Below are 25572 nucleotides of genomic sequence, written 5' to 3'. Positions count from 1 at the left end.
CAGCGATGAGGCCAGCCCAGACAACCGAGAGCCTGGATCAGTCCCGATACCCCGGCGCCACTCGCTCCAGCAGTCGCATCAATGCAGCCCAGGCCAATTGCATCGCATCCGGATCAGCCAGTTCCCCCTCTTCCAGCGGCCGCCCCGGGTCGTTGAACTGGCGCTCGGTGTGTTCACACACCTCGACCGAGGGCAGCACGACCTCTCCCGCCGCCATGGCCGCCAACTGGATCTCACAGGCCTTTTCCAGGTAGTACATGCGCATGAACGCCTGCCCCACCGTTTCGCCGACGGTCAGCAAACCATGGTTGCGCAGCATCAGTACCGACTTGTCGCCCAGGTCCGCCACCAGGCGTTGTTGCTCGCTCAAATCCAGCGCCACGCCTTCGTAGTCGTGGTAAGCGACGCGGCCATGGAACTCCATGGAAATCTGGTTCACCGGCAACAACCCGCACTGCAACGCCGCCACCGCGCACCCGGACCTGGTGTGGGTGTGCAGCACGCATTGCGCATCTTCGCGGGCGCCGTGGATGGCGCTGTGGATCACGAATCCGGCCGGGTTGACCGGGTACGGCGATGGCTCCACGGCATGGCCATCGAGGTCGATTTTCACCAGGTTCGACGCGGTGATCTCATCAAACATCAGCCCATAAGGGTTGATCAGGAAGTGATGCTCCGGCCCGGGAATGCGCACCGAGATGTGGGTGAAGATCAGGTCGGTCATGCGAAAGTGCGCCACCAGTCGATAACAGGCGGCCAGTTCTTCACGCAAGCGTTGTTCTGTCGGGCTCATGCGGTCTCCTTCAGCGTACAGGCCTCAAGTCCCTCCCCCAATGCGTCCCAGCCGTCGAAGCCACGACGGGCGATGAACACCAGCCGAGTGCTCCCGGCGCCGGCTTCATCTGTCGCCGGCAAAAACTGACTGCGTGTGCCGACGTGTTGCAGCCAGTGCGCCTTGTTGCCTTGCGCCAGCCTGACCAGCCCTTTGACCCGGAACACATCGCTGGGCAATGCCTGCAACCAGGCGCGCAAGCCATCAGCATCGAGGGGCTTGTCGCTCTGCCACAGCCAACTGCTGAACATCTCGCCGTGATCGCCGTCGGACACCCGCGTCAGCGGTTTCACTGTGCGCGGCTCAAGCTCCAGATCGGTGTCGAGCCACAGCGCATCCGGCAATTGCGCCTGCACGCTTTCATGCACTCGCGTCCGCAGGCCCAACGCCTCGCGCAACGCCTGCAACTGCGATTCATCAACCAGATCGATCTTGTTCAACAGCAGCAAGTCGGCGGCCGCCACCTGCGCCCGCGCCAGTCGTGCGTACTCACCGTCGAGTTGCAGATGACGGGTCGCGTCGACCACGGTAATCACCATGTCCAGTTGCATCTGGCTGCGCAGTTGCGGGTAGGCCAGGGTCTGCACGATGCGCTGCGGGTCGGACACACCGCTGCACTCGATGACGATGCGCTCCAGCCGTGGCTGCAACTGGGCCAGGCTGCCGAGCTGCGCCAACAGGTCTTCCTGCACGGTGCAGCAGATGCAGCCGTTTTGCAGGCTGTACACCGCGTCGGTGACTTCGGAAACGATGGCCGCATCGATGTTCAGCTCACCGAAATCGTTGACGATCACCGCCAGTCGGCTGCCTTCGGCACGGCGCACCATGCGGTTGAGCAACGTGGTTTTACCGGCGCCGAGGAAACCCGAGACGACGGTCACGGCGATTCGTTGGGAAGTCATTCTGCCTTGCCCTCCAGCACCGGTGGTTCGCCCTGCCACACGGCCTTGAGACCGAGCGATTCCAGCGTCGAGTGGCGGTCGTAAACCAGTTGCCCTTCGACGAAGGTCAGCAGCACCTGAGTCTTGTGGATGTAGTTGCGCGCAGGTGCGGCGAACAGGTCACGGTCGATCACGATCAGGTCCGCTGCCTTGCCCACCTGCAAGCTGCCGGTGCTGTGTTCCAGGCCCATGGCGATCGCGCCGTTGCTGGTGATCACGCTCAGCGCCTGTTCGAGGCTGATCGGGTCGCCGAAGCAGGCCGGGTCGTCGTTCCACGGGTTCTGCCGGGTGATCATGGTTTCCAGCGCCAGCCACGGGTCGATGGACGCCACCGGCCAGTCGGTGCCCATCACTGCGGTGCCGCCGGCGGCGAGCACGCCCTTGAAATCGTAGATGCGCTTGAGACGTTCCTGGCCGTAACCGGAGCGCGCACCGCTGGCGAATGGCGTCGGGTACCAGGCGGCCGGAGAGAATTCGGCGATGACATTCAGCTCCTTGAAGCGCGGCAGGTTGCCGGGGTGCAGCAAGGTGCTGTGGGCGCACTGGTGGCGCACGCCGCTGAAACCGTTGCGACGACGGGCCTCGGCCACGGCATCGAGGAACACGTCGGAGGCGCCGTCGCCGGTGCAGTGGGCGATCACGCGGATGCCCTTGCGGTCCATGTCCACCACCATGTCGGTGATGTGTTCCGGGGTCAGGTTGAGCTTGCCGCGCCAGCTCTTTTCCTCTGGCCACGGGGTCAGCAGGTACGAAGACTTCGGCTCCACGGTGCCGTCGAAGTGGAACTTCACCGCGTTGGCGCTCAGGCGTGCGCTGCGGTAGTAGTGACGCTCGCCGGCCAGCAGTTCCCAGCGGCGACGCACCGGAAAAATGTCGTCCTGCCAACTGATCGCCGCTTCGATGCGCACGGTCAGCTCGCCGCTGTCGTCCAGCTCCTTGAGCGCTTGCAAGCGCTGTTCGCAGACGTGCACGTACTTGCTCGCCGTGACGCCGCGCGAACTCTGGAAATGCACGCCATCGCGATAGGCGCGGCGCAGCACGCTGACCGAGGTCGGCGGCATGGCGGCGTGGATCATCGCGTAGGCGCCGTCGATCATCAGGCCGGTGGGTTCGCCGGTCAGCTCGTCACGCTCGAAATAGCCGTTGCGCGGATCAGAGGTGTTGCCATCGATGCCGGCCAGTTCCAGGGCCTTGGAGTTGACCATCATGGTGCCCCACATGCGGTCGAGCAGCGCCACCGGACGGTCCGGCATGACGCTGTCGAGCCAGGCGCGGCCCGGGGTCAGGCCGGCTTCGCGGAAGGTGTAGCGCACCCAGTATTGACCGTAGATCCAGCCATCGCCGGGATGGCTGTCGGCGTAGGCAAGAATGCTTTCGCGCAACTGTTGCGGGGTCGGGTCTTCGATGCCGACGTCGAGGTCATCGGCATAGCGCGGCGCCAGCGCGAGGTCGGGGTGAGTGTGCATGTCGTGCAGGCCCGGCATGCAGAACGCGCCTTGCAGGTCATGCACGCGGGTGTTCGGGCCCTTGAACATTTCGATCTGGCCGAGGCTGGCAACACCGATCAACTTGCCGTCGCGGATCGCCACGGCCTCGGCCCACGGGTTGGCCGGGTCCTGGGTGTAGATACGCCCGTTGGCGAGGATCAGGTCGGCGTAGGTCCCCTGCGCGGAATGGGTAGAGGAAAAGTTATCGGACTCAGCCATGTAAGCCACCTTTGAGTTCAGGAGATTGAAAGGTCCACCGGGCGCTGTGCGTGTCGGCGACCTGAAAAAATTGTTGTTGTTTTAGTCGGCCAGAAACGTTGCGGCGTCGACCTCGACCATGACCGGTTCGGTGATGTTGGCGAGTTGCCCCAGCAGCTTGCGCAAACCTTGCAGATTGTTGGCCCGGTGATGGCTGACGTGGCAGCTTTGCGCGAGCGCGGCGAAGTCCGGCGTGAGGATGTCCACCCCCAGCAACGGCACCGCTTTGGCATTCATGTAGTCGCGGATTTCGGCGTAGCTGCTGTTGTTCCAGACCAGCAGGATCACGCCGACACCGGCCTCTTTGGCGGCGATCAGTTCGGCGCTGGAAAACTGCAAGCCACCGTCACCGACCAATGCCACCACCGGGCGCGATGGTTGGGCGAGCTTGGCGCCGATGGCGGCGGGCAACCCGTAGCCGAGGGTGCCGTAGCCGCTGCCGGCGTTGAACCAGCTGTTGGGGGTTGGCGCGCGGTAGCCGAGAGCGCCCTGATACACCGGTTGAGTCGAGTCGCCGACGATCAGTGGCTGCGGCAGGTGGTCACGGACGGTATCGAGCAAGGCTTGCATACGGCCCTGTTTCGCGCTCCAGCCAGCACGTTCGATGGCGTTGACCCGGCTCACCCGCTCACCTGCCCAGGCCGAATCAGCCTGGCGTTGCGGCAGGCGTTCCAACAGCGCGAGCAAGCCCTGTTCGGCATCACCCAGCAAACCGACCGTGGCCGCTTGTACGCCGAGGATTTGCAGCGGATCGATGTCCAGGCGAATCAACGGCGCCTTGAACGCCAACGGGCCGAGGCCGAAAAAGTCGTAGTCGGTTTCACCCAGTTCGGTGCCGACCGCCAGCACCACATCAGCTTCGGCGATCAGTTCGCGACCGTGAGCCGACGACTGCACGCCGTCGAGCAACAACGGATGTTCCGGGGCCAGCAAACCGCGGGCATTGGTGGTCAGCGCCACGGGAGCCTGCAAGCGCTCGACAAGTGCGCTCAGGGTTTCGGCCGCCCGGCGCGCGCCACCACCGGCGAGAATCAATGGACGCTGCGCGTTGCTGATCAGCGCAACCGCTGCATCAATGTTTTCTGGCGCAGGGGCTGGCGCGGCAGGCAACGCACGCGGACGCAGGTCCAGGCCGTCGGCAGACATCTCCAGTACATCCAGCGGAATCTCGATGTGCACCGGCCGCGGCCGCGTGCAGCCAAACAAGGCAAAAGCCCGCGCCAATACTTCCGGCAATTGCGCCGGGTGCTGCAAGGTATGACTGAAAGCGCAGACCCCGGCGACCAGTGCGCGCTGATCCGGCAGTTCATGCAGGTGGCCATGGCCCAGGCGCAGGTGTTCGCGACGGTTGCAGGTGGAGATCACCAGCATCGGCACCGAGTCGGCATAGGCCTGGCCCATGGCGGTGATGATGTTGGTCATGCCCGGGCCGGTAATGATGAAGCACACCCCGGGCTTGCCGCTGGCGCGGGCATAACCGTCGGCCATGAACCCGGCGCCCTGCTCGTGGCGCGGGCTGATGTGCTTCAGGCGACTGCCGTGCAGGCCACGGTACAACTCGACGGTGTGCACGCCGGGAATGCCGAAGACGGTTTCAACACCATAACCTTCCAGCAACTGAACGAGCGCCTCGGCACAACGGGTCATGCAGCACCTCTCGGAAAAGGGGCCGCATCGGCCCAACGACGAATGGGGCTAGTATTGTTGAATCAACCGATACAACAATCGATTTTTTTTGGCCTAACTGTTCGATCTACATCACCATACGAGCCATTCAAAACAAACAACGGGATGGATTTATGCGCTTTCCTTCGATGACAGCCCTTCGCGCGCTGGATGCGGTTGCCCGCACAGGCAGCGTGTCGGTCGCGGCCCGTGAACTGAACCTGACCCGCAGCGCCATCAGCCACCAGATCAGCAAGCTCGAGGAGTGCGTCGGCTTTGCCCTGACCGAGCGGATTGGCCGAGGCATCGGCCTGACGTATCAGGGCGAACGTTATGCGCGGGAAGTCCACGGGATTCTGTTGAACCTGCTCGACGCCGGGCAGTTGATCGACGATCAGGAGATTTCCGGGCGGTTGTGCGTCAGTTGCGCTCCGGGCTTCGCCACCTATTGGCTGTGCCACCACATCGGGGCGTTTCTACGCCAATACCCGCAGGTGCAACTCCAGCTCATTTCGCCCCGTACCCCGGATGACGTGAACAATCCGGCCGCCGACCTGTTCATCGCCTACGGGATCGGCGACTGGCCGGAGGTGATCGTTGAAGAGATCGTGGCGTTGCGTTTCTTCCCGGTGTGCAGCCCGCGCCTGATCAACGCCCTGGGCGGCCTGAAAACCCCGCAGGAACTGAGCAACTACCCGTTGCTGCACATGACCGACTACTCGGACTGGCGCGTGTGGCTGACCACCGCGGGCGCCTCGGGGGTCAACGCGGTGAGCGGCATCCTCTTCTCCGATGCGCACTGCGCACAGTCCGCCTGCATTGCCGGCCAGGGCATCGCCATCGGCGACAACCTGATCAGCGGCGATGCCTTGTCCAAGGGTCTGCTGGTGCGGCCGTTCGACATCACCATCGATCTGCACCGTGGCTATTACCTGGCGGCCGACCCGCAAAAAGCCGAGCGCGCGGTGGTCCAGGCGTTCAGCAATTGGGTCAAGACGCAGTTGCAGTCATCCCACCAGACCTGGCAGGACACCCTCTGACGACAGGTCGGATAAGCCCTGGCAACTGCTGATCTGTAGGAGCCGGCTTGCTGGCGATGGCGGCCTGAAGAACGCTATCGCCAGCAAGCCGGCTCCTACAGAAAAGCGGTCGATGCACCTTCAAAAATTGAGTAATAAAACTAACCAATACGAGCAAAATAATTCCATTGATGTAGCGATATTTTTAACAATAATGAGTCCCCAAAGCCCATTTCGGATCTGCATCCGTCCTCGTACGTCATATGGGCAATAAAAAGGGGAACCTCATTGTGTCCAGCCGTTCAGCGGTTCAGCTCAGCGCTCAAGGTATCAGCCAGTATTACGGCCGTTTCGCGGCGCTGGATAACGTCGATCTCGACGTTCGCCAAGGCGAGTTTCTGACCCTGCTGGGTCCGTCCGGCTCGGGCAAGACCACCTTGCTGATGATCCTGGCCGGCTTCCTCAGCCCGACGTCGGGCAAGCTGATGGAGCAAGGCGTCGACATCATCAGGCGCTCCGCCGAGAAGCGGAACTACGGCATGGTGTTCCAGGGTTATGCGCTGTTCCCGCACATGACCGTCGCCGACAACGTCGCCTACCCGCTGCGCATCCGCAAAGTCCCGGCCGAAGAACGCAACCGTCGGGTCAAGCACATCCTTGAAGTGGTCGGCCTCGGCGCGCACATGCACAAGAAGCCATCCGAGATGTCCGGTGGCCAGCAGCAACGCGTGGCGATTGCCCGGGCGCTGGTGTTCGAGCCGGAACTGCTGTTGCTCGACGAGCCGCTGTCGGCGCTGGACAAGAACCTGCGCGAACAACTGCAAACCGAACTGCAACGCATCCACCGCCAGGTCGGCACCAGTTTCGTCTTCGTCACCCATGACCAGAACGAAGCCCTGGCGCTGTCGTCGCGCATCGCGATTTTCAACCACGGCAAGCTGACCCAGGTCGACACGCCGGAAAACATCTACAACCGCCCCGAGAGCCGTTTCGTCGCCGAATTCCTCGGCAAGATGAACCTGTTCCCGCTGGATAACCTGACCCGCAACGGCCAGACCGCCAGCGGCCGTTGCGGCACCAGCGTGCTGCATGCGCAGGCCCCGAACGCCCTGAGCGCCGCACCGATCGTGCTGGCCGTGCGCCCCGAGCACATGGAACTGCACAGCGAGTGCCCGGCCCGGGACGGCTACAACGTCATGCCCGCGCAGCTCACCGACAAGGTCTACCAGGGTTCGAGCACGCATCTTTCCCTGAAAGTCGGCGGCGACACCTTGCCGATCAATCTGTCCGTGCCGGGCAATCACCCGGGCGCCTCGATGCCCGGCGGCGCGCCGGTGTGGCTGAGCTGGCCGGTGCAGCAAAGCTTCCTGCTCCAGGCTTGACCCTTAAAAAATTGCGTCACAAAGCTCTCTTCCAATGACAACAAAAAGGCCGGTGCCCACGCAGGCGCCTGCCGACTGAGGACTTGCCCATGCGCCAGGATCACCAACAAGACTGCATCGAAGTGCTTATCGAAAAGGCCCGTGACGGTCAGATCAACCGTCGCACCTTCATCCAGGCCATGGGCCTGCTGGCTGCCGTGCCATTGGCGCTGCGCAGCGGCATCAGCTGGTCGGCGGACAAGCCGCTGGTGGTGGTCAACTGGGGTGGCGATGCGCTGAATGCGTTCCGCTCGGCATGGACCGACACCTTCACCAGGAACACCGGCATCCAGGTGCGCATCGACGGCGCCGGCCCGACCGAAGGCGCCATCCGCTCGCAACTGGCCAGCGGTCAACCGAGCTGGGACGTGGTCGACGTCGAGAGCTACAGCGCCATTGTGCTGGGCCGGGAAAAGATCCTGCAGCCGCTGGACTACAACGTGATCAAGCGCGATCAGGTGGCTCCGGCACTGGCTTCCGACTTCGGCATTGCCAGCTACCAGTTCAGCTACGTGATGGCCTGGGACAGCGAAAAATTCGGTGAAAACGGGCCCAAGACCTGGGCCGATTTCTGGGACGTGAAGAAATTCCCCGGCAAGCGCACCTTGTACAAGTGGATGAACGGCATGCTCGAAGCGGCCCTGCTCGCCGACGGCGTTCCGGCCGACCAGCTGTACCCGCTGGACGTGCCACGGGCGATGAAGAAGATCGACGAGATCAAGCCGCACGTGCTGTCGTTCTGGAGCTCGGGTGCCGAGAGCCAGCAACTGATGGTCGAGGGTGAAGTGTCGGTCGGTGCGATCTGGCACACCCGCGCCAAGCTGCTCAGCGAAGACACCGACAACCGCGTGCGCTGGAGCTTCGACAACGGCTTCATCAACTCCAGCAGCTGGGCGGTGCTCAATGGCAACCCGGGCGGCACTCAGCCAACCATGCAGTTCATCCAGCAAGCGTTGCAACCCGAAGGCCAGCTCAAGCTGTTCGAACTGCTGGGCAACGGACCGTCCAACAGCGCCACGGAAAAACTGATGTCGGCCAAGCAACTGGAGGCCAACTGCGCTTCCGAAGAAAACCTGAAAAAGCAGATCGCTCTCAACGCCCAGTGGTACGCCGACAACTACTCCAAAGCCCTGGAAGAGTACCTGACGCGGTTGTCCAAGTGAGCCTGTGACCATGACTACCACCCTGACCTCAACCCTGACCAGCCCCAAGCCCCGCTTCAGTTCGCCAGGCCTGGAGCGCGGCTTGCTGCTGTTCCCGCTGCCGGTGTTGCTGCTGGTGTTCTATGTGCTGCCGTTCCTCGGCGTGGTCGGCTGGAGCTTCTCGCTGCCCACTCCGGGCATCGAGCAGTACCAGCGCATCGCCACGGACCCGGCCATCCACGAGATGCTCTGGCGTACCTTGCGCCTGTGCCTGACCGTCAGTGGCCTGGCCTTGATGATCGGCTACCTGCTGGCCTACTGCTGGGTGTTCAGCCCGCCGTTCTGGCAGCGCGTGGTGGAGATCTGCATCTTCATCCCGTTCTGGATTTCCGTGCTGGTACGGGCCTTTGGCTGGTTGATCGCCCTGCGCAGCAACGGCGTGCTCAACAACGGGCTAATGGGCATGGGCTTGATCGATCAACCGCTGCAACTGAGCCGCAATGAAATCGGCGTGGTCATCGGCATGCTCCACGTGATGATCCCGTACGCCGTGTTCCCGCTGCTGTCGACCATGCGTCAACTCGATCAGCGTGTGCTCATGGCCTCGCGCGGCCTCGGTGCCGGTGCCCTGCGCACCTTCTGGCAAGTGCTGCTGCCGCAAACCCTGCCGGGCATTCTCGGTGCCTTCATCATGGTATTCGTGTTCTGCCTGGGCTTCTTCATCACGCCGGTGCTGCTGGGTGGCGGGCAAACGGTGATGATCGCCGAGTATGTGTTCCTGCAAATGTTCCAGACCAGCAACTGGGGCCTGGGGGCTGCACTGAGCGTGGTCTTGCTGGCCCTGGTCAGCGCGCTGATCTGGGTACTGCTGAAAATGACCCGCGTGAACCGACTGGTAGGCTGAGATATCTATGAATACCCATCGCACAAGCCTGAGTACCCGCCTGCTGGCCGTGGTCGCCATGGCCTTCATGCTGTTCCCGCTGCTGACGGTCATTCCGGTGTCGTTCACCAGCAAACGCTTCCTGTCGATGCCCGAAGGCAACTGGTCGCTGCGTCACTACGAAGCGCTGGTGAGCAACCCTGACTGGTTCCACGCGATCAGCCAGAGCCTGACCATCGCCTTCGCCACCAGCATCATCGCCACGTTGCTCGCGGCGAGTTTCAGCCTGGGCATCTGGTACATGCGCTCGAAATGGGCCACGGCGCTGATGGGCCTGGTGCTGTTGCCGATGGCGATCCCGCCGGTGATCTCCGCGCTGGTGCTGTACTTCATGGAGACCAAACTCGGCCGCTTCGCACCGGGCATGGGCTACGACACCCTGACCGGCGTGGTGATCGCCCACGTGATCATGGTGGTGCCGTACGGCGTGGTGACCATGCTGGTGGCGTTGAGCAACGTCGACCGACGCATCGAACTGGCCTCGCGCAACCTCGGCGCCAGCCTGATGCAGACCACCTTCATGGTGATCTTGCCGAACCTGAAACTGGGCCTGGCCTCGACTGCCCTGCTGGGGTTCGCCTTGTCGTGGGAAGAGGTGGCGGTGACGCTGTTCATCACCAGCGTCAACGTCGACACCTTGCCCAAACGCATCTGGAGCGGCCTGCGCGATAACGTCGACCCGAGCGTCGCGGCGATTTCGGTGTTGCTGATCAGCCTGACCTTGTTGGTATTGATTGGCCGGTTGGTGGTGCAGCATCTGGCGGACAAACGCGCGCAGAAACTGCAGCATTCCTGAGCACTGCACATCCCTGTAGGAGCGAGCCTGCTCGCGATGGACGTCAACGATAACGCGCTCATCCTGGATGAACGCGGTGTCCTTGAGACCATCGCGAGCAAGCTCGCTCCTACAGAGTATCGGTTTATCCAGAACAAACGCGTGATCGTAAGCGCCCATCGCGAAAGCAAAAACTTGACCAGCCGCCTGTTCGCCCGTGACAACGTCGCCCCGGTCCAATAGATTAGTCGGCCTGAAAAAGCCCCCGTGCTTTCTCGCCCCTATTCAAGTTCAAAGAAGTAGTGAAATTTCAATGTCCGATTCCAACACCGCCGAATCCGTAGTTACCCTGTCGTCCAAAGCGGAATACGAAAACTCCATCAATCTTTCACAACACGTTCCCCAGGCCAAAACCATCAGCGAGATGGTGCTGGACGCTTTCCAGTCCACCCGCGAAAGCGATCAGATCCGCGAACTTCGCGTCGCGATCCGCCAGGCCCACGACAGTTTCGACGACGATAAGGCCTACGATCTGATGGGCCAGCTCAAGCAGCTCAAGGACGCCGAGTCGGCAGACATCGCCGCCCTGGAAGACCTGAGCAGCAAATTCCCGATCAGCCGCATCCTGTCCAGCTTCAAGGACGATCCGGCGTTCCAGGAAATCGTCTACGGCCTGGCCCTGAAGGTGCTGAACCAGACGCATCAGGCCATCAGCAACCCGAGCGGCGGCAAGAGCAAGGCGGCCAAGGCCAAGAAAGAACTCGAAGTGTTCACCATCAGCAAGGACGGCGTGAGCGTCACCCTGCCGCTGCGCACCCCGCGCTCGCGCCTGAACGTCGACCGCGAGGCCCTGGAGTTCCTCGGTTTCACCTTCGTTGGCGAAGGCGAAGAGGCAGAGCTGGAAAGCGAGACCTTCCTGGACAACAGCGGCGCCGAGCAAGCGGTCAACCGCAAGAACATCATCACCGCCCTGCAGCAGCAGACCGCGTTCGACGGGTACAGCATCGCCGCGCAGTAATACTCACAGATGTGGTGAGGGGGCTTGCCTGTGGCAAGCCCCCTCGCCACAAGGTCCTCAGCGACCAGTCAAGAGCCCCGCCATCAGTGCGGGGCTTTTTATTGCCCGTGATTCGGGCAAAACCGCGATTACTCTTCCAGTATCGACGCAGAACACCACTTCCCTTCACCCATGAGCACCACGGGTCCGCCTGCGGGGAGCGTCAACTCACTTTCCAGCCCAGACCCCGGTGGTGCAACTGCCGAGGTCATCATGAACACGCCCCCCTTGTATCGCCAGTTGGCCAACCACTACCTGGACGCGATCCGCAGCGGCACCCTGAAAGCCGGTGAACGCTTGCCCTCGATCCGCTTGATGATGGAAAAACACGCCGTCAGCCTGTCGACCGCCGTGCAGGTGTGCCGGGAACTGGAGGACTACGGTGTGCTGGAAGCCCGGCCACGCTCCGGCAACTACATTCGCCAGCCCGACATCGCGCCCAGGCCGGCCCCGTCTGCCCTGGCGCCGGCGCTGGATACCAGCGTCTATGTCGGCATTCATGAACAGGTCTGCGCGGTGCTCAAGGCCAGTCAGCGTGCGACGATCAAGGTCAACTTCGCCAGTGCCTACTGCGCACCGCAGCTTTACCCGTTGAAGACCTTGCAAGACAACATGATCAAGTCGCTGCGCTACGACGCCGGTCTGCTCGGTGCCGCAGGCTCGACCTGCGGCAACAGCGCATTGCGCAGCCTCCTGGCGCGTCGGGCGCTGGCCAGCAAGACCCATCTGGCCCCCGAACGGATCGTGATCACCAACGGTGCCACCGAAGCGATCAACCTGGCCTTGCGTGCGGTCACCCGCCCCGGCGACACCGTGGCCGTGGAGTCGCCGACCTTCTACGGCCTGCTGCAAATTCTCGAAAGCCTGAACCTGCGTGTGCTGGAAGTCCCGGCCTCGGCCCACACCGGGCTCAATCTGGCGGCCCTGCAACTGCTGCTGCAGGGCCCCGAACGGGTCAAGGCTTTGATCGTCATTCCCAACCTGCAAAACCCGCTGGGCAGCATCATGCCCGATGCCAACAAGGCGCGGCTGGTGAAAATCTGCGCCGAGCACAACACGGTGCTGATCGAGGACGACACCTACGGCGACCTGGTGGACAGCGAGCAGCCGCTGTCCACGCTCAAACACTGGGACCGCACCGACAACGTGATCTATTGCGCCTCGCTGAACAAAACCCTGGCACCGGGCATACGCCTGGGCTGGATCAGCGCCGGCAAATGGCACGACCGCGTGGAGATGCTCAAGCACACGCAATCGCGGGGGTGCGAGGTGTTATCGCAATTGGCAGTCAGCGAATTCATGCGTACACCGTCCTACGAACGTTACCTGCGGCGGTTGCGCAAAACCCTGACCCAACAACGTCAACAGATGAGCGAGGCGATCATTCGCTACTTCCCCCTCGGCACCCATGTGACCAACCCCCAGGGCGGTACGCTGTTATGGGTGGAACTGCCGCGCCGGCATTCATCGATGCTGCTTTTTCAGGAAGCGCTGAAGCTCGGCATTCAGATTTCCCCTGGGGATATCTTTTCCAACGCCCATCGTTTCGATCACTTTGTGCGCATTGGCTGTGGCGCGCCGTACTCGCCACGGATTGATGAGGCGCTGCTGACGCTGGGGCGCATCCTGAAAAATCAGGGTTAACCGCGATCCTGTGGGAGCGAGCTTGCTCGCGATAGCGGTGTGTCAGCCACATCAATGTTGAATGTGCTGCCGTCATCGCGGGCAAGCCCGCTCCCACAGGTTTTGGGGTGGTCTTCAGATTGGATTCTGGTGCAGGCAAATGATATGCGGGTCGTCATTCCAATGCGGGAAGCGCTCGGCGATCAGAGGGTCGTGGCCGGGGATGACGTGGTCTTCGCCATCGGCCAGGCGGTCGATCTCGGTGAATGCTTCAAGGGTTTGCGCCAGGTCATCGAGAATCGGAAACGGGCTGCGCTCACGAATGTTGACCCACAAATGCGCAGCATCGGATGCCAGCACAATCCAGCCGCGTCCGGTATTGACCCGCACCACCTGGCTGCCCGGCGTATGCCCGCCCACCGGGTGCAGCGTCACGCCGGGAAGCACCTCGACAACACCGTTGTGCAAACGCATCCGCCCTTCGAACAGCGGCGGCAGCGCCGACATCACGTCCTCGACCTCGTAGGTTTTGTTCAGCGTGCGATGGGCCATTTTCGGCCCGGTGCAAAAGCGCAGTTCCGCTTCCTGCAAATGCACGGTCGCCTTGGGGAACAGTCCAAGGTTGCCGGCATGGTCCCAATGCAAGTGGGTCAGAATCAGGTGCTCGACTTGCGCCGGCTCGATGTCCAGCTGCCGCAGGGATTCCTCCGGCAGGCGGTACATCTGGCGATTTCGCCGATCCGCCGTGGCCGGTTGAAAACAGGTGTCGACCACGATCACCTGTTGCTCGTTGCGGATGACCCAGAAGTAGTAATCCAGCGGCATCGGCGCATTCGGATCACCGCAGCAGGCGTCGTAGAGAAAGTTTTCCCTGGCGGTGCGCTGGGCGTTTGCGCCGACACGAATAGCGAACACTTCGTACACAGGAGCAGACATAGACACCTCCAGGTTCAGGCGGCCGCCGTGGTTTTGAGGGTCGGACGGAAGTCGAAATCGATCTGGTCGCTGATGCCCAGGTCCCGGGCCAGCTTATGCAGGCCGCTGTAGTCGCGCATGATGGTCGCGTTCTTGTTGCTCTCGCGGGTGTCGGCAATGATCAGCGCTGCGTCCTCGACCCCGAGCTGCGTCAGAATCGCCTCCCACATCGAGTAGTCCTGAGCGATAAAAGCGCTCAGCGCCACCGACAGGTTGCGTGCGAAAAATTCCCGCTGCATGGGCTGCATGTTGGCGTACATGACCTTGGCCACTTCGGCCAGCACCTTGCTGTGGGCATATTCGTCACGGTTGTGCAGTTCGGCCACGCGGCGGTTCTGCGGCTGGATGCTCTGGTCGTCCGCGAGCAAATCCAGATAGGCGTTGACGCTGATCTCGGCCACCACCGCAAAGGTGATCGCCGCCAAATCCCGCTGCCATTGCTCGGGCAGTGCTTCACGCTGTGCTTTCAGGCGCAGGTAAGTGACAGAGGGTGGCAAGTCCAGATCCTGATCCAGCGCCCGATCCAGCTTGGTCCGTTCGATGGCGCGCAGGTGCATCAGCGTGTGGTAGTGCTCGTCGATCAGGGTCTGTTGCATGGCCTCGCGAAAATGCCAGTCGTCCTTGCCCAGGTACTGATTGGCGATCACGCTCAGGGCCGGATTGACGATGAGTTCTTCGGCGGTGACGGTGCGCAGGTTGTAGCCGATCCAGCCCCAGGTCACCACGCTGCTCTTGAGCTCGTCGCTCAGGGCCTGGAATTTCGGATGATGGAAGAACGGCACCATGCACTCTGGGTAATCCGGGCGCAGCGGGTCGAACACTTCGTCGATCAGGGCCCTGTCCGGTGCACACACGGACGCGCGCTTGGTCCAGGCCTGGTTGAGCCGCACGATCAGTTGGTGATCGACCTGGGCGATCTCGATTGCTGTTTGCATGACGCGATACCTGTAAGACGCGTACCCGCCAAGGGGTACGCCAAAAGAATGAAGGGCGCCGGAAAAATCAGGCCAGCCAGTAGCGGGTCAGGTTGCGCGCCGGGTCAGTGTAACGACTGCGAGCGTGGATCATTCGCCAGTTGTCCCAAATCAGCAGGCATCCGTCGGGAATCAGTACCGCAACGTTGTGCTCGACGAAGTACGCCTCGCCGAGCGCGGCAAACCGGGCCAGCGGCGAGGTGCTGTTGGCGACCAGGGATTGTTGTAGTGCTTCCCTGGACGGGTTTACATCGCCGTAGTGAAACTGGTTGTAACTGAAACGGAAAATATCGCCGTCCTCCGTAGGCGTGAGGACGTATTCCCTGACCCGCCGTTGCCCCGGTTCGCCCGGTTTGGCGGTGGCGACAAACTCTACCGGCGTGTCATCCAGCCATTGGCGCAATTGCGGCTCGCTGCGTTCCAGAGACTTGAGAAATTCATAACCATCCACCAGGCCGGTGTGCCCGCCACCGCACGTGGCCTGTGTATGGCAGTGCAACGCCAGATAACGCGGCGGCGGCCCGTACACCGGTGCTTCGGTGTGCGGACCGATGCCGTTCATGCTCTGGGAATACGGCAAGTCTTCGTAACCCGGCTTGCGGGTAATGGCAAAGGCCGTCTGGCCGTTGAACTGCGGAATGATCGGACCGAACGCCTGCAAGTTGCCTACGACATCATCGGCAAATTCGTCCGGAGTCAGCACAGTCCAGCCCAGCGTCGACAGTTCTTCATGACGATGGCCGAGCGAGATGCACGGTTGAGACGCAACAATCCCTTGGTCTGACATGGTGAGATTCCTGGCAGGTGATCAGGCGTTTACGGTTGAGGTGTAAGCGGCAATGAGGTCGCGGCAGGTATCGCCCGGTCGGTAACGCTGCTCATCGATGCTCTGCACCGGGGTGATTTCAGCGGCGGTACCGGTGAGAAAACACTCGTCGAAGTCGCCAAGCTCCGTAGGCAGAATCGTGCGTTCGACCACCTGGTAATCCAGCGCCCTGGCCAGCTCGATCACGGTCTGGCGGGTGATGCCGTTGAGGAAGCAATCCGCCAGCGGCGTGTGCAGCGTCCGGCCTCTGACGAAGAACACATTGGCGCTGGTGGCTTCGGCAACGTGGCCGCGCCAGTCGAGCATCAGTGCATCGTGGTAACCGCTGTTCTCGGCGTCGTGCTTGCTCAGCGTGGCGATCTGGTAATGCCCGGACGCCTTGGCTTCGAACGGGCTGCTGCACGGTGGCGGGCGACGCCAGGTCGCGGTTTTCAAGCGGATGCCGGCCATGCGCGCCGCCGGATCGAAATAGCTCGGCCACTGCCAGCAAGCGATGGCCACATGCACTCGGTTGAAGCGCGCCGAGGTGGAAATCATCTCGCTGCCGCGCCAGGCCACCGGGCGCAGGTAGCCGTCGACGACCTGGTTGCGTTGCAGCAGTTCATGGCTCGCCGCCTCCAGTTCAGCCAGCTCATGGGGGATGGCAAAGTCCATCAGTTGCGCCGAGCGATACAAGCGCTCGCTGTGCTCGCGCAGCTTGAAGATCTTGCCGTTGTAGACCCGCTCGCCTTCATACACGGTGCTCGCGTAATGCAGGCCATGGGTCAGCACATGCAACTGCGCCCGGGACCACTCGACGAACTCGCCGTCGAGCCAGATAACACCCTCGCGCTGATCAAACGGGATACTGCTCATTTCCATATCTCCCCATTTTTCATGAATTTTCCTACGCCGTTTCCAGCAACACAGGTATCAATTCCGGCACCGCGGCCAGTTCGTTCTGAAAGAAGAACGCACGCTCGCCGAAGGCCGGTTGCAAGTCGTCGAACCAGGTGACGTGCGGATCAAAGCGCGCGTAGAACGTGCGCAACACCCATTGCGGATTGCGTGCCTGGAGGAACTGCAGGACGAAGACCTTTTCCCCGGCGACGGTCTCGATACCGTTGATCAGCACCTTGCCGTAGAAGGTGCTCATGGACGGCCCGCGCACCGTTCGCGCCAGCCCCGACACCGTGCGGTACGCCGCCTGGAAGATCTCGAAGGCCCGCGCCAGCGGCATCGCGAAGTAATGGCTGGGGCCGGTGTCGCGCTCCACGAACATGTAGTACGGCACCGCCCCGAGCCGCACGCCTTCGGTCCACAGCGCGGCCCAATCGGCGGGGTTTTCGTTGATGTGGCGGATCACCGGCGCCTGCATGCGCACCGTCGCGCCCGTCGAGCGAATGCGCTCGATGGCCTGGCGGGCGATGGCCGGGCGGATCTCCACCGGGTGGTTGTAGTGCCCCATGATCGACAGGTTTTTCCCCGCCGCGACGATTCGCCGGAACAGCTCCAGCAGCTCGGGCGCATCCTTGTCGCTGACAAACCGCTGCGGCCAGTACGCCACGGATTTGGTGCCGATGCGGATGTTCTTCAGGTGCGGCAATTCCAGCAGCGGTTCGATGTAACCCGCCAGCGAACGGGTGTTCATGATCATCGGGTCGCCGCCGGTAATCAGCACGTCAGTCACTTCGCTGTGCACCTTCAGGTAGCTGACCAGTTCCCGGGATTCACGGGCATTGAACTTGAGTTCTTCCTCGCCGATGAACTGCGCCCAGCGGAAACAGAAGGTGCAGTACGCGTGACAGGTCTGACCGGCCCCGGGGAAAAACAGCACGGTCTCGCGGTACTTGTGCTGGATACCCGGCAGGACCTTGCCATTGAGGGTGACCCCGTTGTGCGTCAACTGCCCGGCCGGATGCGGATTCATGCGCAGCCAGATCGCCTCGATCCGGCGCTTGATCGCCGCACTGTCATCCAGCTCGATCAGGTGTTTGAGCGAGGCATACTCGTCCGCCAGCAACATGTCCTTGTGCGGGAAAGTCATGCGGAAAATCGGGTCGTCGGGAATGTTGTTCCAGTCGATCAGCGTGCCCAGCACATATTCGTTGGTGCGAAACGGCATGACCCGCGCCACCACGGTCATGGCCTCCTGTAACTCCGGCGTCAGCTTGTGCCAGTAGGGTGTGTCGCGGATGGTGCGTGAGTTATAGGGTGTGTAGCGTTCGTGCTCCGACAGTCCTTGCATGGCCGCGCTCCTGGTGAATGCCCTGAGTGTTGTTAGGCGATGGCCGGCGCTTTGCGCTCTATGTCCATCCACGCCCGGACGCTGTCGCGGTCCCACTGTCGCTGCACATAGGCTTCGAGCCGCGCCGGCACCGGATCACCGTTGGCCACCAGTCGGTTGAGCATGATTGCCAGGTCGGTGTCGGCAATGCTCCAGTCACCGAACAGATGTTCGGCGCCCTCTTCCAGCAAATGGTCGGCGACGAACAACAGACGCTCGACGGCAGCCTGGGCATCGGCGCTCAAGGGCAGATCCTTTTTACCGAAATAGACCAGATCAAACGGGCGTTCCCTGCGCACCACCAGCAAGTCACTGCGCAACCAGGCCTGCAATTGACGGGCACGGGCGCGTTGCTGGATGCCCTGCGGATAAAGTTTTGTATGCCCCGGGGTGAGCTCATCGAGGTACTCGGCAATCGCCGATGATTCCGCCAAGGCAAAATCTTCGTGAACCAGGGTTGGAACTTTGCATGTCAGCGAAAGATCGCGATAAACCGGCAAATAGTTTTCGCGGGCTTTTAAGTTAACAGGCACAAGTTCAAATGAAAGTTGCTTTTCCTTGAGCGCCACAAAAGCCGACATCGCAAAAGCGCTGACATGATCGGCGCTGACATACAGTTTTAGCTTGCTGTTTTCCATAGAGCACTCCATTCACTGACTGCAGGGATTAACGTGCATTGGAAGTGATCGTAGTTAGTTGAATGAGGGCTGAATAGATACAGAATTTGTTCGTTTCAATCGATACAGAAAGTTCGTTTACGCGGGCAAACGCAGAGGCAAAATCAGGCTCGGGAGCGGGTCGTGAAGGCAATGAAAAACGTAGGAGCCGGCTTGCCGGCGATGGCGGTCCCGGGGACGCTATCGCCGGCAAGCCGGCTCCTACGAAAAAGCGCTGGTGGGGGGAATTACGGCTGGGTGGTGATCAGGCCGTGGCTGTCGGCAAAGTTCGACAGCAACGCCATTTGCGGCATGTTGCTCATGTTCAGCATCGCCAGAGGCTCGTATTTGCTGGTGTTGACGAACCCATGCCGGGTCCAGGCCGGCACCAGCAGCACGTCGCCGCTGCTGACGTCGACCCCGTCGGCATCGCCGAGGGTCAACACCCCGCTGCCGCACTGGATGACAAACAGATGCCACCAGGAATGCGCGTGACCGTTGAGCGTCACACCGGGGTTCAGCCATTGCATGGCGATCGCCATCCCAGGCGTCACTTCGCAACCCCCAATGCTTTTTTCATGAGCCAGCGCGACGATATCAACGTCGCTGGCTTCGAGGGTCTGTCGCATTCCCGCCAGTTCGCTGCCTTTCCATACTTTGGGACTTGGCGCTCGATGGTGCAGGCTTTGACGAAAGTCCTTATATGAAAAAAACGCACCTTGAAAGTTATCCATTCGTACGCCCTTTTTATTTTCAACACTTTAGCGCTAAACACTAAGTTAAGGATTCAGCGCTGTAAAGTATGGAAATAACTTACAACACCGATGGACGCAAGGCCGCGATCATGTCCACCTCTATCGCGGCATTCTTGGGTAACTGATAAACACCGACGGTGGTGCGGGTATGTTTACCGGCATCGCCCAATACATGACTGAACACATCCGAGGCGCCGTTGGCCACTTCGCTCAAATCGACGAAATCCGCCGTGGATTTCACATAGACCGTTACCCGGATCAATGACTTGATCTTGTCCAGCGAACCAATCGCATCGACGATCAACGCCAGCCCACGCATCGCACTGATGCTGGCGGCGGCTTGCGCGTCGGCCATGCTGAGGTCCAGCCCGACGCGGCCCGGATAGTGGATCTTGCCGTTCATGCGCGGCACCAGGCCACTGATGTACAGCTCGTCATGATGGCGTATCAGCGGCGCGTAGTGCCCGCCTGCGGTGTTTTCGCCATAGATGTCATAACCAAACTCTTTGGCCAGGGCGATGAAGCGTTCATCGCAGGTCATGTGCTGGATCATGGATCGAACCCTCTTGATCGGTAATGCAAAAAAAACGGCTGCTGGCCAGCTCAACCTGCGGCGCGAGTGGGCGGCGCCAGGCTAGTGACCTCGATGTGTGACTCAATCACTTCGGCCAGGCGCAACAGGTCGTTGCTCAGTTGCCCGTAGTGTTCGTTGAACAACACGATGTGGCCGACGAATGAAAAATTGTCTTTGACCAGCGCGCTGACCGAGTCGCCGATACGCTTGGCGTATTGGCCTTCCACCAGATCGATGCGCAGCGCACGGGCGAGAGCCTCGATGTCGGGCATTGTGCGCAGGATGCCGCCGGCCGGCGCCTTGAGCAGGCGAATGCCGCAGTAACCACGGGCCACTGGCTCGTGCTCTTCGGTCTTGCCTTCCACCGCCCAGCGCACCCAGCGTTCCCACGGATCGAAATCGACGAAGGCGCGTTTGGCCAGGTCCCAGATGTGCATGCCGCCAGGGCGCATGTTGGTTTCCACGGCAGAGGTCAGGTTGTCGCTGCGCAGGAACACTTCGTTGTGCCAGGCACCGTTGTCCCGGGACACCAATGCCGACATGTGCCGACCGGCCGCCATCAAGCGCGCCTGCACCTCAGCCGCCAGCGGTGCGGGCACGACTTGCTGGATCTCTGCGCGGTAGGCGCCTTCGGTGGTGGTTTTTTCAGTCACCCAGGTGCTGCCGGCCACGTAGTCCCAGCTGTATTCGCGGGCGTTCTGCACCAGCTCTTCGAGAACGATGCCGCCCTCGCGGTAGGGTTTCAGGGCAAGCCAGGCGTCGTCGCATTCCGAAGGGTGATGGATCACGCGACAACCTCGGCTCGCACCTTCGCACGCCGGTTTGATGAAGGCCTTGCCGCCCAGTTCGACGACGCGCTGGCGCAGTTCCGGCAGGCTTTCGACCCGCGCGGAAAACACCGGCCGGTATTCTTCAGGGGAGCTGCTGGCCGCCGCTTCGAGGCGACGGAAGATCTGCTTGTCCAGGCCCGCCCGTGCCTCGCCCGGGGTAATGCCCGGCAAGCCGAAGTGACTGGCCAGCGCGGCCCCCAGCAGCACGCCGCGATCGGAGAACGGCAGTACGCCGATCAGCTTCCAGCTGTCGGCATTCAGGCACCCCACTACCAGTTCAAGGGACGCCGCCACGTCTTTCTCGGCCAGCGAAGTGCTGCAGACGTGATCGGCCACCTGGTCGTCATGGGGCTGAATCTTCTCGACCAGCAGGATGAGCCTGGCGTTGTAGAGCGACTTGCACAGCTCGCGCAGCTTCTGGATGTCGTGAACCCGACTGCCGTTGTAACCCACCACTACCACGCATGAAGTCGTATTCATTGATGCCCCCGACCCGCAAAGTGAAATCCGCAACGGCGATGACTCAGTCATGCAACGACGCATTGGATTTACGGTTGAGCCAATACCAGGCCAGGATCCCGCCGGCGCCGATGGCGGCGAGGACCAGCGCGTTGTACGGCGCCGGCACCACTCGCATGATCAACACGGTCAGCCCGGCCCCTACCCCCAGGGACACTTCCTTGACGAACATGTTGTTTTGCTTGACCGAAAAGTAATCGAGGTAGCTGAAGGCGCATTCGGCGATCGACAGCAGCGCCACCCAGATCAGCGCCCCGGCGAGGGTCTCGACGTGGAACGCGGATGGCGACGACAGCACGGCAAAGCCGCCGACGATGATCCCGATCACCGCGAGCACCTTGAAGCGCCCCGTGCGCTCGATCAGCTTCATCACCGGCACCTGGGCGAAGACCACCACGGCACTGTTGAGGATCAGCATCAAGCCGTACCAGGCAGGCAGTTCGCCGGTCTTGAGCAGGATCGCCTGGGGCAGGATCGAAAACACCCCGAACAGCTTGATGCCCATGATGATCCCGGCGATTACCCAAGGCAGTTTGCTGCCCCAGTTGCTGCCGGCCTGGCTGGCCGGGCGGGCTGCCAGCGGTTCGGTGGTGAAGGTCGCACCAAGGGCGATCGGCAGGCACAGCAGCACGAACGCCGCCGCACCGAGGAAAAACATCGTAGGCGTGAGCAGTGGCGACAACAGGATCAGACCGGCCACCAGGCTGCCCATGTTCATGGCCACGCGGTTGTAGGCCGCGCCTTCCTTGGTCTGTGCCGCTTCGCTCTTGATCAGGTAACCGGCAATGGCAATGCCATAGGCGAACAGTGCGGCGGCAAACATCACCATGCCTTGATTGCTGGTCAGCGCCAGCAGCACCAGGCCAAGGCCGGCACACAGCAGCGTGACGCTCAGGGAGCGGCGGCCAAGCACCAGTAGAGTCAGGGGCAACAGCAGCAGCAAGGCGCGATATCCAAGGGCCAGGATGCTGTTGGTGGCGGTGTCGAGCCAGACGTTGGCCTTGCCCAGCACCGCGAACAGCGAGACAGCGGTGATCATCCGGATCGTGAATAACCGCAGGTTAATGACCGGTTTGGCCACCGCGACCGTTGTTTCGACACCCATGCAGCACCTCAGGAACCGGGAGAACGCCCGCCAACAAAGGCCGACACTCGGAAAAGTCTGTAAGGGCATGGTAGAGAGAGAGGCTTGTCCTGATCAGAGCAAGTTCGTATAGAATCCAACAAACTTTACTGCCGGAGAGACCAGTAAAATGCAGGTTCAACGCGCAGTCATTGCCGCCATTGAATTCCAGCCCGGCGTGCCGCTGGTGCAGCAGATCGTCGATCAGCTGACCCGGGCGATCAGCACCGGTGGCCTGCCCCATGGCGCCAAGCTGCCGCCGATTCGCGAACTCTCCGACTTGATGAACGTGGGCAAGTCCACGGTGGTCGATGCACTGGACCGCTTGCGGGCCAAGGGGCTGGTGGTGTCTCGCCAGGGCTCCGGGCATTACGTGCACCGCTCCGAAGCGGCGCTGAAAAGCGGCACCGGCCCGGACCTGCAACCCCAGGACACCCTGAGCGTGGTACGCCGCGCACTGCTGCTGGACAACGGCGCGCTGCGCCCCGGCTGCGGTTTTCTGCCGACCTCGTGGCTGCCCGCCGAAGAATTGCAGAAAGCCGTGCGCAGTACCCTGCGAGCGACGTCGTTGCGCATGGGCGAGTACGGCGTGGCCGGCGGATATCTGCCGTTGCGCCAGGCCCTGCGGGTCAAACTGGCGACCTTCGGCATCGAAGCGCCGGTGGACCAGATCATCACCACCGCCAACACCATGCAGGCCATCGATCTGCTGATGCGCCTGCTGGTCAAACCCGGCGACACCGTGCTGCTCGACGATCCGTGTTACTTCAACATGCACGCCAACCTGGCGCTGCACGGGGCCAAAGTCATCACCATTGCGCGCAATCGCGACAACATCGACCTGGACGCGTTCGAGCAACTGCTGATCGCCCACAAACCCGTGCTGTACATGACCAACAGCACCCTGCATAACCCCACCGGCCACTCGTTCACCCCGGCCCAGGTGTACCGCTTGCTGGAACTGAGCCACCGCCATGGCTTCCACATCGTCGAAGACGATCTGTACTGCGACATCCAGCAACGCCGCACCCCGCGCCTGGCGGCCAGCGGGCTGGACAACGTGAGTTATGTCTCCGGCTTCTCCAAGACCCTGACCGCCAACAGCCGCGTCAGCTACACCGTACTCTCGCCACAATTGGCGGCACGCATGGTTGCCCTGAAAATGGCTTGCGGCGGGGTGACGTCGGAGCTGGCGGAGCAGATCACCTGCACCATGCTCAGCGACGGCAGCTATGCCAAACATGCGCGGCGCACGGTGGACCGGCTCTATGAATCGAACAGTCGCGTGGCCGGTTGGCTGGCCGAGGCCGGGTGTTCGCTGTCGTCATTGCCGGGTGAAGGCGTATTTATCTGGGCGCGGTTGCCGGAGGGCTTGCATGCCGAGAACCTGGCTCGCCAGGGGCTGGAGAACAACATGGTATTGGCGCCGGGCACGTTGCTGAGCAAAGCGCCGGATGCCAGCCAGTTCCTGCGATTCAACGTGGCTCACAGCGACAGCTTGCAGGTGCGGGAACGGTTTTTTCGGTTGCTCGATAAAACCTGAAAATAGCTGACGACCCTCGCCCCTGAGGGAACGACCCTGCTGGCGATGGCCGCAACAACTACTCCAAAAAAAAATCCCGCCCTTCTCTCGAAGGGCGGGATTTTTGCTTAACCAAAATCGTACGAATGGACTACCAAGTCTTCATTGAATTTCAGACTCACACGTTCTGGCCGATGATCTGCCGTACCGGCGAAACCGAAACCCATTGGGCGGACAGGACGTCCAGTGAGCAGCGACAATATCTCACGCAGTGATTCGCTGTATGGCTTATCGATTGCGGCATTCAAAATGATGCTGGTTTGTTCGATGTTTAACATGGTGCCTCCTGGCATCTGTGGATTATGCGCGTTGATCCTCAATGCGCCACGCCACTATCGACCACTCAAACAATTTGGTGCGGTACATATTTATCGCTTTTCCAAAAAGCAAAAAAAAACCGCCCTTCTCTCGAAGGACGGTTTTTTACGGCATCCGACGCTTAAGGCGCGTACGTCAGCAGCAACTCGGTCGGCACTTTGAAGTCCAGGGACATCATCACGCTCAACGCGGTAATGGTGAAGATCGAGAACACGAACAACTTGCGTGCCCAGACCGTGTCATCCACTGCCTTGTAACCGGTCCAGGCCATGTACAACCAGTACATGCCCATGGCCGCGGCGACGGCGAGGTAGCTCATGCCGGCGTAGCCGCTGAAGGTCAGCATCAAGGTCGCCACGAGGAAGGCCAGGATGTAGATCAGGATGTGCTTCTTGGCCACCTGGATACCGCGCTTCACTGGCAGCACCGGAATCGATGCGGCCAGGTAATCGTTGAAGCGGAAGATCGCGATGGCGTAGGAATGCGGCATCTGCCACAGGCTGAACATCACCAGCAGGGTCAGCGCGGCCATGTCGAAGGTGTTGCTGACTGCGACATAACCGATCACTGGCGGCATGGCGCCCGACAGGCTGCCTACCAGCGTGCCGTGAACCGACTTGCGCTTGAGGTACAGGCTGTAGAAGCCGACGTAGATCACGAAGCCGATGACTGCGAACAGCGCGGCCAACGGGTTGGCCACCTTGTACAACAGCGCAACGCCGGCGACACCCAGGACGGTCGCATAGATCAGGGCCAGTTTCAGGGAGATCAAGCCCTGCACCAGCACCCGGTTCTTGGTGCGTTCCATCTTCAGGTCGATGTCGCGGTCGATGCAGTTGTTGAACACGCAACCGGAGGCAACCACCAGGGACGTGCCGATCATGGCGGCCAGGAAGATGGCCAGATCGACATGCCCTTTGGAGGCCAGGAAAAATCCGCCTGCCACAGAAAGCACGTTACCGAAAATGATCCCCGGTTTGGTGATTTGGATAAAGTGCTTAAGGGACATGC

The 25572-nt window shown here is 61.5% G+C and carries 25 protein-coding genes; 9 read left to right on the top strand and 16 right to left on the bottom strand.

The window, feature by feature from the left end; translation table 11 throughout:
* Window positions 1-37: 37 nt before the first annotated feature.
* The 4 genes from EI969_RS08870 to EI969_RS08855 form a co-directional block, all read right to left on the bottom strand.
* A complete protein-coding gene (locus EI969_RS08870; RefSeq protein WP_160387130.1) occupies window positions 38-793 on the bottom strand; it encodes a class II aldolase/adducin family protein in 756 nt (251 codons plus the stop codon).
* Complete coding sequence (locus EI969_RS08865) at window positions 790-1734, bottom strand: GTP-binding protein (RefSeq protein ID WP_160387129.1); 945 nt, start codon at window positions 1732-1734, stop codon at window positions 790-792. The genes EI969_RS08870 and EI969_RS08865 overlap by 4 nt, the downstream gene beginning before the upstream one ends.
* A complete protein-coding gene (locus tag EI969_RS08860; RefSeq protein WP_160387128.1) occupies window positions 1731-3479 on the bottom strand; it encodes an amidohydrolase in 1749 nt (582 codons plus the stop codon). Before EI969_RS08860 ends, EI969_RS08865 begins: the two co-directional genes overlap by 4 nt.
* A gap of 81 nt (window positions 3480-3560) precedes the next feature.
* Window positions 3561-5165, bottom strand: a complete 1605-nt coding sequence (locus tag EI969_RS08855) for a 5-guanidino-2-oxopentanoate decarboxylase (RefSeq protein WP_160387127.1) — start codon at window positions 5163-5165, stop codon at window positions 3561-3563.
* 152 nt (window positions 5166-5317) lie between these two features.
* Between EI969_RS08855 and EI969_RS08850 the strand changes: the two genes are divergently transcribed.
* The 8 genes from EI969_RS08850 to EI969_RS08815 all read left to right on the top strand — a co-directional run bounded on the left by EI969_RS08850 (window position 5318) and on the right by EI969_RS08815 (window position 13184).
* Window positions 5318-6223, top strand: a complete 906-nt coding sequence (locus EI969_RS08850; protein WP_160387126.1) for a LysR substrate-binding domain-containing protein — start codon at window positions 5318-5320, stop codon at window positions 6221-6223.
* Between the two features lie 269 nt (window positions 6224-6492).
* Window positions 6493-7584, top strand: a complete 1092-nt coding sequence (locus EI969_RS08845) for an ABC transporter ATP-binding protein (protein ID WP_160387125.1) — start codon at window positions 6493-6495, stop codon at window positions 7582-7584.
* An 89-nt stretch (window positions 7585-7673) separates the two neighbouring features.
* Complete coding sequence (locus EI969_RS08840; protein ID WP_160387124.1) at window positions 7674-8786, top strand: ABC transporter substrate-binding protein; 1113 nt, start codon at window positions 7674-7676, stop codon at window positions 8784-8786.
* Between the two features lie 10 nt (window positions 8787-8796).
* Window positions 8797-9669, top strand: coding sequence for an ABC transporter permease (locus EI969_RS08835; RefSeq protein ID WP_103394243.1), 873 nt, complete (start codon window positions 8797-8799; stop codon window positions 9667-9669).
* A 7-nt stretch (window positions 9670-9676) separates the two neighbouring features.
* On the top strand, window positions 9677-10504 hold the full coding sequence (locus EI969_RS08830) for an ABC transporter permease (protein WP_160387123.1): 828 nt from the start codon (window positions 9677-9679) through the stop codon (window positions 10502-10504).
* Window positions 10505-10540: 36 nt separating this feature from the next.
* Window positions 10541-10726: a hypothetical protein gene (locus EI969_RS08825; RefSeq protein ID WP_160387122.1), complete on the top strand. Its 186-nt coding sequence runs from the start codon at window positions 10541-10543 to the stop codon at window positions 10724-10726.
* Between the two features lie 70 nt (window positions 10727-10796).
* Window positions 10797-11501 (top strand): hypothetical protein, encoded by a 705-nt coding sequence (locus EI969_RS08820; RefSeq protein ID WP_160387121.1) that lies wholly within the window; start codon window positions 10797-10799, stop codon window positions 11499-11501.
* 252 nt (window positions 11502-11753) lie between these two features.
* Window positions 11754-13184, top strand: coding sequence for a PLP-dependent aminotransferase family protein (locus tag EI969_RS08815; RefSeq protein WP_160387120.1), 1431 nt, complete (start codon window positions 11754-11756; stop codon window positions 13182-13184).
* Window positions 13185-13298: 114 nt separating this feature from the next.
* Here EI969_RS08815 and EI969_RS08810 read toward each other — a convergent pair whose 3' ends face one another.
* The 10 genes from EI969_RS08810 to EI969_RS08765 form a co-directional block, all read right to left on the bottom strand.
* Window positions 13299-14099, bottom strand: a complete 801-nt coding sequence (locus EI969_RS08810; RefSeq protein WP_160387119.1) for an N-acyl homoserine lactonase family protein — start codon at window positions 14097-14099, stop codon at window positions 13299-13301.
* A gap of 14 nt (window positions 14100-14113) precedes the next feature.
* Window positions 14114-15073 carry a diiron oxygenase gene (locus tag EI969_RS08805; RefSeq protein WP_160387118.1) on the bottom strand — a complete coding sequence of 320 codons (960 nt, stop codon included), beginning with the start codon at window positions 15071-15073 and terminating at the stop codon, window positions 14114-14116.
* A 67-nt stretch (window positions 15074-15140) separates the two neighbouring features.
* Entirely contained in the window at window positions 15141-15899 is a 759-nt protein-coding gene (locus tag EI969_RS08800) for a TauD/TfdA family dioxygenase (protein WP_160387117.1), read from the bottom strand.
* A gap of 21 nt (window positions 15900-15920) precedes the next feature.
* The gene (locus EI969_RS08795) at window positions 15921-16793 is read right to left on the bottom strand and encodes a branched-chain amino acid aminotransferase (protein WP_160387116.1); all 873 of its coding nucleotides are present in this window, start codon (window positions 16791-16793) and stop codon (window positions 15921-15923) included.
* 31 nt (window positions 16794-16824) lie between these two features.
* The gene (locus EI969_RS08790) at window positions 16825-18165 is read right to left on the bottom strand and encodes a KamA family radical SAM protein (RefSeq protein WP_160387115.1); all 1341 of its coding nucleotides are present in this window, start codon (window positions 18163-18165) and stop codon (window positions 16825-16827) included.
* A gap of 32 nt (window positions 18166-18197) precedes the next feature.
* Window positions 18198-18842: a glutathione transferase gene (gene yfcF, locus EI969_RS08785; RefSeq protein ID WP_160387114.1), complete on the bottom strand. Its 645-nt coding sequence runs from the start codon at window positions 18840-18842 to the stop codon at window positions 18198-18200.
* A 266-nt stretch (window positions 18843-19108) separates the two neighbouring features.
* Complete coding sequence (locus EI969_RS08780) at window positions 19109-19594, bottom strand: cupin domain-containing protein (RefSeq protein ID WP_160387113.1); 486 nt, start codon at window positions 19592-19594, stop codon at window positions 19109-19111.
* Between the two features lie 79 nt (window positions 19595-19673).
* The gene (locus EI969_RS08775; RefSeq protein WP_046040191.1) at window positions 19674-20168 is read right to left on the bottom strand and encodes a RidA family protein; all 495 of its coding nucleotides are present in this window, start codon (window positions 20166-20168) and stop codon (window positions 19674-19676) included.
* Window positions 20169-20218: 50 nt separating this feature from the next.
* Complete coding sequence (locus EI969_RS08770; RefSeq protein WP_160387112.1) at window positions 20219-21499, bottom strand: acetyl-CoA carboxylase biotin carboxylase subunit family protein; 1281 nt, start codon at window positions 21497-21499, stop codon at window positions 20219-20221.
* Window positions 21500-21542: 43 nt separating this feature from the next.
* The gene (locus EI969_RS08765) at window positions 21543-22643 is read right to left on the bottom strand and encodes an MFS transporter (RefSeq protein ID WP_160387111.1); all 1101 of its coding nucleotides are present in this window, start codon (window positions 22641-22643) and stop codon (window positions 21543-21545) included.
* Between the two features lie 148 nt (window positions 22644-22791).
* Between EI969_RS08765 and EI969_RS08760 the strand changes: the two genes are divergently transcribed.
* Complete coding sequence (locus tag EI969_RS08760; RefSeq protein ID WP_160387110.1) at window positions 22792-24204, top strand: PLP-dependent aminotransferase family protein; 1413 nt, start codon at window positions 22792-22794, stop codon at window positions 24202-24204.
* A gap of 107 nt (window positions 24205-24311) precedes the next feature.
* Here the strand turns inward: EI969_RS08760 and EI969_RS08755 are convergent, their stop codons facing one another.
* Both EI969_RS08755 and cyoE read right to left on the bottom strand, forming a co-directional pair.
* On the bottom strand, window positions 24312-24521 hold the full coding sequence (locus EI969_RS08755; protein ID WP_160387109.1) for a hypothetical protein: 210 nt from the start codon (window positions 24519-24521) through the stop codon (window positions 24312-24314).
* 161 nt (window positions 24522-24682) lie between these two features.
* The gene (gene cyoE, locus EI969_RS08750) at window positions 24683-25570 is read right to left on the bottom strand and encodes a heme o synthase (protein WP_007986830.1); all 888 of its coding nucleotides are present in this window, start codon (window positions 25568-25570) and stop codon (window positions 24683-24685) included.
* Window positions 25571-25572: the final 2 nt, after the last annotated feature.

It is taken from the genome of Pseudomonas sp. PB101, from assembly GCF_009764265.1.
In the GTDB taxonomy this organism is placed as follows: domain Bacteria; phylum Pseudomonadota; class Gammaproteobacteria; order Pseudomonadales; family Pseudomonadaceae; genus Aquipseudomonas.
The sequence above is the reverse complement of the archived record's forward strand: the minus strand, read 5'-3'. Positions and strand labels throughout refer to the sequence as shown.